Genomic DNA, 6,786 nt, shown 5'->3' on the forward strand with positions numbered 1-6,786 from the left:
GCAATGTGCGACTGGGACAGATGACAATGAACGAAGAAAACGGTGCGTCCGGCCTGTGGATGACGACAGGCCTGCCAGCGCCGTTTACCAAAAAAAGTTTTGGAAGGTTCTTAGGAAACCTTTTTCAAAAGGTTTCCCAAGCCGCCGGAGGCATTCCCCCTTATGAATCAAGACAGCAGACAGCCCATCCTCGAACTGCGGAACGTGGTCTCGGCCTATGGCCGGATCAGGGCGCTCAAGGGCATCTCTCTCAAGGTCTTTGATGGCGAGATCGTGACCATCATCGGTGCCAACGGCGCGGGCAAGTCCACCACGCTGATGACCATGTGCAACGTGGTCAAGGCCGTGGAGGGCGACATTTTCTACAAGGGCGAGCGCATCAACGACGTGGCCCCGGACCAGCTGCCCACCAGGGGGTTGTGTCAGGTGCCCGAGGGGCGGCGCATCTTTCCCCGGCTGACGGTCACCGAGAATCTGGACATGGGCGCGTTTTTCCGCCGCGATTCGGCCGGAATCAAGGAGGATCTGGAGCGGGTGTACGATCTGTTTCCCAAGCTGCGCGAGCGGCGCAGGCAACTGGGCGGCACCCTTTCCGGCGGCGAGCAGCAGATGCTGGCCATGGGCCGGGCCCTCATGTCGCGCCCCAGGGTGCTGCTGCTCGACGAACCGTCCATGGGGCTGGCCCCGCTGCTGGTCAAGCAGATATTCGACATCATCGCCACCATCAACGGCCAGGGCGTGACCGTGGTCCTGGTGGAGCAGAACGCCAACCTCGCGCTCCAGTGCGCCCAGCGCGGCTATGTGCTCGAAACCGGCTCGGTGGTCATGGAGGACGAGGCCTCGGCCTTGCTCCACAACCCGGACATCCGCAAGGCCTACCTCGGCGAGTAACCCCCGACCGGACATTCACGACACGCAAGCAAGGCCCCTCCCGGATTTTCGGGAGGGGCCTTGGTCGTCCGTTCAAACACGCGAAGACCCGGACGGCGGGGGCTGTCCGGGTCCTGCGGGAAGGGCGGGGCGGCTAGATGTAGTCGCCCCGGTTGAACTTGAACCGCTCGGCGGCGGCCAGGGTGTCCAGTTCCTCGACGATGGACTGAAGGCCCGGATGGCGGGAGGCCAGGTCCGGGCTGTCGGTCCTCACGGACTGCACTTCCGCCGCGATCTGGTCCAGGGTTCCGTAGGCGTCCTTGAGGCTGGCCCCGGGGCTCTGGAGGGTGGCGGCGTAGCTGTCCCACTTGTCGAGGATGGATTCTACCCGATCGGCCACGGCCTCGGCCGTGCCGTCCACCTGCTGCGAGGCGCTCAGGGCACCGGTGGCGAGCAGGGGGTTCACCAGCAGGGGCGGCGGCGGTGCCTGGGCGGCAACCGCAGTCGTTCCCTTGGCCACTTCCTGGCTGAGGAGATCGCCGAAGGCCTGACCCGGGGCAACAGGGGATTTCCGTTGCGTCTGTTCCGGCTGTATACCTTCGATCTGATCAGGACGGATCTTCATGGTTCGCACTCCTATCCTGTGGTTTGCCTAGTGTGGTGCAAGGAGCTTGCCAAGGGGCGCGGCTGCGCATCAATTCGAAAATATTGCATTTTTCCTGGGAAATGGTAGGAAAATTATGCCGGGCCCGCCGGGGCGTGCCCAGGCCATGTCTGCATGGTAATACACAAGAAAAAGGTTGTCTATCCTCCCGGCCTCTGGCAAAAAATAGATGGGAGACTCCGAATCTTCAGCCCCGAGGCCCGGAGCGGCGCGACCTTTGGCGTGTCGCCCGGGCAAGGCGGGGATGTATAACCGCAAGCCAAGGAGAGCGACAATGGCAATTGTGAAAAAAGTGTTGTGCGCGGTGGATTTCTCTGACTACAGCCCCAAGGTGGCCGAATACGCCAATATGATCGCCGGATGCGCCGGGGCGCAGGTGGTGGTCCTCTATGTGGCCCCTTCCTTGAGCCAGTACGTGGGCTTCCATGTGCCACCCAGCTCCATCGAGAGCTTCGTGGGCGAGATCGTCACCGGGGCCGAGGACACCATGAACGAGTTCGTCAAGGACAACTTCAAGGATCCCGCCACGGTGGGCAAGGTCGTTACCGGCTACCCGGCCGAGGAGATCCTGGCCATTGCCGAGGCCGAGAAGTGCGACATGATCGTCATGGGCACCCACGGCCGCAAGGGCATTGATCGCATCCTCTTCGGTTCCGTGGCCGAGAAGGTGGTCAAGGCCTCCACGGTTCCGGTGCTCACGGTCCGGCCCAGCTAGCCCGGCCCTTTACTGGGACCCGTAAAGATTATAAGGGAACGGCTCCGGCCGTTCCCTTTGCCATGCCGTCGCCTTGGCGACCGTCGGGCCATACAGCACTTGGGGGTATCATGAGAGATTTCAGCGTCCGTCCCGAGATACGGGATTTCAGCCCGTACACGCCGGGGCTGACCATCGAGCGGATCAAGGAGATGTACGGGCTCGACACCGTCATCAAGCTGGCCAGCAACGAGAATCCGCTGGGCGTCTCGCCCGTGGTGCAGAAGGTCATCGCCCGCAATGCGGCCCGCGTCTTCCGCTATCCCGAGAACCATTCGCCGCGGCTGGTGGAGGCCATCGCCCGGAGTGTGGGCGTGCCGCCCGAGTGCGTGGTGGCGGGCAACGGCTCGGACGAGATCATCGACATGCTCTTTCGCATCCGGGCCGTGCCGGGCACGAGCAACGTGGTCTGCTACGAGCACAGCTTCTCCATGTACCGCATGTGCGCCAGACTGGCCGGGGTGGAATACCGCGAGGTGCCCCGGGGCGCGGACTTCGAACTGCCGCTGGACGCCATGGCCGAGGCGGCGGACGAGAACACCATCATGGTCTTTGTCACCAGCCCGGACAACCCCACGGGCCAGGCCGCCAGCGCGGAAGACCTCTCGGTGCTGGCCGGGGTGCTGCCGCCCGACTGCCTGCTGGTGGTGGACGAGGCGTACATCGATTTTGTCTGGCCGCCCGAGTCCTACACCCCGGTCCAGGCCTTTGACCGCTTCGAGAACCTCGTGGCCCTGCGCACCTTTTCCAAGGCCTACGGGCTGGCCGGGCTGCGTGTGGGCTACGGCGTCATGCCCGCCCAGGTGGCCGCGCACATGAAAAACTCGCGCATCCCCTTCACGGTCAATCTGCTGGCCGAGGAGACCGCCCTGGCCGCCCTGGACGACGACACCTTCTACAACGAGACCCTGTCCGTGGTCATGCGCGGCCGCGAGTTTTTGCTGAAGGAGCTGCCCGGCATCGGCTGCCGGGTCTGGCCCAGCCAGGCCAACTTCGTCATGTTCGAGCCGCCCAGGCCCGCCCGGCGGGTGTTCGAGGCCCTCCTTGAGCGCGGTATCATCGTGCGTCCCCTGGCCAGCTTCGGCCTGGGGGAGATGATCCGGGTCAACATGGGCACCGATGCCGAAAACCGGGCCTTTATCGCGGCCCTGGCCGAGGTGCTCGATGGCTGATCCGCTCATCGTCACCATCGACGGCCCGGCCGGGGTGGGCAAATCCACCATGGCCAAGCGGCTGGCGCGCGCTCTCTCCATCCCCTACCTCGACACCGGGGCCATGTTCCGGGCCGTGGCCCTGCGCCTGGGCGACGGGGCGTGGGAGCGCGGCGAGGCCGACCTTGCCTCGGCTCTGGCCGGGATGGAATTCTCCCTGTCCGGCGTCGGCGAGGACTCGGTCCTGTCCCTGGACGGCGCACCCATCGGCGACGAGGTGCGCACCGAGCAGGTGGCCATGTGGGCCTCGAACCTCGCCACCTTGCCCGTGGTCCGGGCCAGCCTCAAGGCGGCCCAGCAGACCCTTGGCAAGCGGTTCTCACTGGTGGCCGAGGGGCGCGACATGGGCAGCGTGGTCTTCCCGACCGCCCGGCGCAAGTTCTTCCTCGACGCCACGGCCGACGAGCGCGCCCGGCGTCGCCTGCGCCAACTGGCGGACATGGGGAAAACCGCCGACTTCGACGACTTGCGCGAGCAGATAGCCCGGCGCGACCACCAGGACCGCAACCGGGCCGAGGCCCCGCTCAGGCCCGCGCCCGACGCGGTGATCATCGACACCACCAGCCTTGCCATCGACGAGGTCTTCGCGGCCCTGGTCCGGGGTGTGCGCGGCTGATTTTTCTGGCGACACGGATTTCACGTCATTCGGCCTCTCCTGCCTTGGGCAGGGGAGGCCGGTTCCTTTTCGGCCCGCTACCCGCTGCTACTCACCCCGACTTTCCGGCAGCCCCTGGGCGCAGGCTGCGGCCGAGGCGAATGCCCAGTGCAGGTTGTAGCCGCCCAGGTGGCCGGTGACGTCCAGGGTCTCGCCGATGATGTAGAGGCCCGGCACGGTTGAGCATTCAAAGGTCTTGGACGAGATGTGGGCAGTGTCCACGCCGCCCACGGTCACTTCGGCCTTGGCGTATCCCTCGGTCCCGGCCGGGGTGATGCGGAAGCGGTGGACCCGCCCGGCCGCGTCCTCCATCTGCCGCTTGCTCAGCTGGCTGATCTCGGTGGCGGCCAGGGATTCGGCGAGGATGACCGGGACCAGCCGCTTGGGCAGCGCCTGGCCGAGCAGGGTGCCAAGCTGCATGGTGGAGGCGCGGTTCGTCTCGATCAGATCAGCCACGCGGTCATGGGGCAGAAAGTCGATGGTCAGGGTTTCGCCATCGCGCCAGAAGGACGATATCTGGAGCACGGCCGGGCCGGAAAAGCCCTTGTGGGTGAAGAGCAGGGGATCGGTGAAGCGGACTGAGCCGCACCCGATGGTCACGGGCAGGGCGTTGCCCGCCAGCGGGGCGAAGCGCTCCCGGTCGCCCGGGGCCAGGGTGAGCGGCACCAGCCCGGGTCTGGGCCTGACCACCTCCAGGCCGAACTGCCTGGCCAGCCGGAACCCGAGGTCCGTGGCTCCCACCTGCGGCCAGGAGGGGCCGCCCAGGGCGACGACCAGGGCATCCGCCTTGATTATTTCGCCCCCGGTGCTGACGCGAAACGGGCCGGGCCTGTCCACGGCTTCGATCTTGCGGCCCAGGAGCAGGGTCACGCCGAGCTTGTGGCAGCGGTCCACCAGAATGCCCGCCAGATGCCCGGCCCCGGTCAGGGTGAAGAGCTGGCTGTGCTCGCGCTGCTCATGGGTCACGCCGTGTCCGGTGAAGAAGTCGACGACCTCCCATGGCGAGAGCCGGGCCAGAGCGGACTTGACGAAATGGGGATTGGCGCACAGGTAGTTGGCGGGCGAGACATCGAGGTTGGTGAAGTTGCACTTGCCCCCGCCCGAGACGCGGACCTTGCGTGCGGGCTTGTCCGCGTGATCGATCACCGCCACCCGCAGGCCGCGTTCTGCGGCGCGCATGGCGCAGAAGAGGCCCGAGGCCCCGGCCCCGAGGATGATGGCGTCACAGTGTGTTGGTGTTGTCATGGCGCGACAGTAGCAGGCTTGGCCCGGCCGGGCCAGAGGGCAAAACCGTCTTTTCATTCACGAAGATTTCTGCTACGGGTTGGGTTCCAACAAGCAAACAGGAGGGTGTGGTTATGGGTTTCTTCTGGTTTTTCCTGGGTCTGGGCATGACCATCGCCACGCTGGTGATGATCAAGATCAGCACCCCCGACGAGGATTAGTCGGCAGGCCGTCCATCGTCCGCCAGGGCGGCGCGGCAGCGGGAATTTCGCCGGGCGACCGGCGCTTGCGAGGGGAACCGGCAGATGCGGTTCCCCTTTTCCATTGGAGGCGCGCGTGATCATCTACTCATGGAACGTCAACGGCTACCGGGCCGTGCTCAAGAAGAACTTCCGCGACTGGCTCGACGGCTGCGGCGGCGATGTGGTCATGCTCCAGGAGACCAAGGCCCACCCGGACCAACTCGCGCCCGAAGAGCGCGAGCCCGATTCCTACGCCAACCACTACTGGAATTGGTCCAAGAAGAAAAAAGGCTACTCCGGCGTGGCCTGCTTTGCCAATCCCGAGCCTCTGGCCGTGACCACCGGCCTGCCCGACGCGCGATTCCGCGACGAGGGGCGCGTGCTGCACCTGGAGTATCCCGACTTCCACCTCTTCAACATCTATTTCCCCAACGGCCAGATGGGCGACGACCGCCTCGCCTTCAAGATGGGCTTCTACGACGCCTTCCTGGCCCATGCCGAGACCCTGCGCCAGACCAAGCCCATCGTGGTCGGCGGCGACTTCAACACCGCCCACCGCGAGATCGACCTCAAGAACCCCAAGGCCAATGCGCAGCACTCCGGCTTCCTGCCCGAGGAGCGCGCCTGGATCGACCGCTTCATCGCCCACGGCTATGTGGATACCTTCCGCCTGTTCGAGGACGGCCCCGGCCACTACTCCTGGTGGTCCTACCGCTTCAACGCCCGCCAGAACAATGCGGGCTGGCGCATCGACTACTTCTTCGTCTCCGAAGAGCTGCGCCCCAAGGTGGTGCGCGCCTGGATCGAACCCGACGTGCCCGGCTCGGACCACTGCCCGGTCGGGGTGGAGATAGACACGGCGTGAGGCGCGGCGAAGGGTGTCGGGAAGGGGCCGTGTCAGGGGAATGCTATCACTGTACACACTGTACACAAAAAAAGTGAGAACTACGAGATGACAATCCCACCCCACTTCGAAGTTCTCACTTTTTTAACTTGTTGCGCTTGAGGCTTACATGCCTGTAGAAGTCTTGTTCGCATGCGCACACGGCATCCAAAGCTGCTTCGCTGATCTCCAGCATGCATTTTTCTCGGGTAAGCTGGGTGGGTTTCGGCCACTTGGCTCGTCTGTTAACAGTACAGCTTCCCACGCATATTCAAAAATGTTT

At 64.9% G+C, this 6,786-nt stretch carries 7 protein-coding genes; 5 read left to right on the plus strand and 2 right to left on the minus strand.

Translation table 11 applies throughout. The annotated features are described in order from the left end of the window. Positions 1–162 precede the first annotated feature (162 nt). Positions 163–891 carry an ABC transporter ATP-binding protein gene (locus QQS14_RS08510; protein WP_285906556.1) on the plus strand — a complete coding sequence of 243 codons (729 nt, stop codon included), beginning with the start codon at positions 163–165 and terminating at the stop codon, positions 889–891. A 133-nt stretch (positions 892–1,024) separates the two neighbouring features. Here QQS14_RS08510 and QQS14_RS08515 read toward each other — a convergent pair whose 3' ends face one another. Next, the gene (locus tag QQS14_RS08515; RefSeq protein ID WP_285906557.1) at positions 1,025–1,495 is read right to left on the minus strand and encodes a hypothetical protein; all 471 of its coding nucleotides are present in this window, start codon (positions 1,493–1,495) and stop codon (positions 1,025–1,027) included. A 313-nt stretch (positions 1,496–1,808) separates the two neighbouring features. Between QQS14_RS08515 and QQS14_RS08520 the strand changes: the two genes are divergently transcribed. The 3 genes from QQS14_RS08520 to cmk all read left to right on the plus strand — a co-directional run bounded on the left by QQS14_RS08520 (position 1,809) and on the right by cmk (position 4,115). Beyond that, a complete protein-coding gene (locus tag QQS14_RS08520; RefSeq protein ID WP_285906558.1) occupies positions 1,809–2,249 on the plus strand; it encodes a universal stress protein in 441 nt (146 codons plus the stop codon). Between the two features lie 110 nt (positions 2,250–2,359). Next, complete coding sequence (hisC, locus tag QQS14_RS08525; RefSeq protein ID WP_285906559.1) at positions 2,360–3,460, plus strand: histidinol-phosphate transaminase; 1,101 nt, start codon at positions 2,360–2,362, stop codon at positions 3,458–3,460. Beyond that, complete coding sequence (gene cmk, locus QQS14_RS08530; protein WP_285906560.1) at positions 3,453–4,115, plus strand: (d)CMP kinase; 663 nt, start codon at positions 3,453–3,455, stop codon at positions 4,113–4,115. Before hisC ends, cmk begins: the two co-directional genes overlap by 8 nt. An 87-nt stretch (positions 4,116–4,202) precedes the next feature. On the opposite strand, the gene QQS14_RS08535 is transcribed toward cmk, so the two are convergent. Further along, complete coding sequence (locus QQS14_RS08535) at positions 4,203–5,456, minus strand: BaiN/RdsA family NAD(P)/FAD-dependent oxidoreductase (protein WP_425607920.1); 1,254 nt, start codon at positions 5,454–5,456, stop codon at positions 4,203–4,205. Positions 5,457–5,714: 258 nt separating this feature from the next. Here QQS14_RS08535 and QQS14_RS08540 point away from each other — a divergent pair, with 258 nt between their 5' ends. Then, positions 5,715–6,485 carry an exodeoxyribonuclease III gene (locus QQS14_RS08540; RefSeq protein WP_285906561.1) on the plus strand — a complete coding sequence of 257 codons (771 nt, stop codon included), beginning with the start codon at positions 5,715–5,717 and terminating at the stop codon, positions 6,483–6,485. Positions 6,486–6,786: the final 301 nt, after the last annotated feature.

The sequence above is a fragment of the Pseudodesulfovibrio pelocollis genome, from assembly GCF_030282845.1.
GTDB classification, from domain to species: domain Bacteria; phylum Desulfobacterota; class Desulfovibrionia; order Desulfovibrionales; family Desulfovibrionaceae; genus Pseudodesulfovibrio; species Pseudodesulfovibrio pelocollis.

Coding starts and splice junctions, on each gene's coding strand:
- hisC (WP_285906559.1), top strand. CDS start 2,360: ATGAGAGATTTCAGCGTCCGTCCCGAGATACGGGATTTCAGCCCGTAC.
- QQS14_RS08510 (WP_285906556.1), top strand. CDS start 163: ATGAATCAAGACAGCAGACAGCCCATCCTCGAACTGCGGAACGTGGTC.
- QQS14_RS08520 (WP_285906558.1), top strand. CDS start 1,809: ATGGCAATTGTGAAAAAAGTGTTGTGCGCGGTGGATTTCTCTGACTAC.
- QQS14_RS08515 (WP_285906557.1), bottom strand. CDS start 1,495: ATGAAGATCCGTCCTGATCAGATCGAAGGTATACAGCCGGAACAGACG.
- cmk (WP_285906560.1), top strand. CDS start 3,453: ATGGCTGATCCGCTCATCGTCACCATCGACGGCCCGGCCGGGGTGGGC.
- QQS14_RS08535 (WP_425607920.1), bottom strand. CDS start 5,456: ATGAAAAGACGGTTTTGCCCTCTGGCCCGGCCGGGCCAAGCCTGCTAC.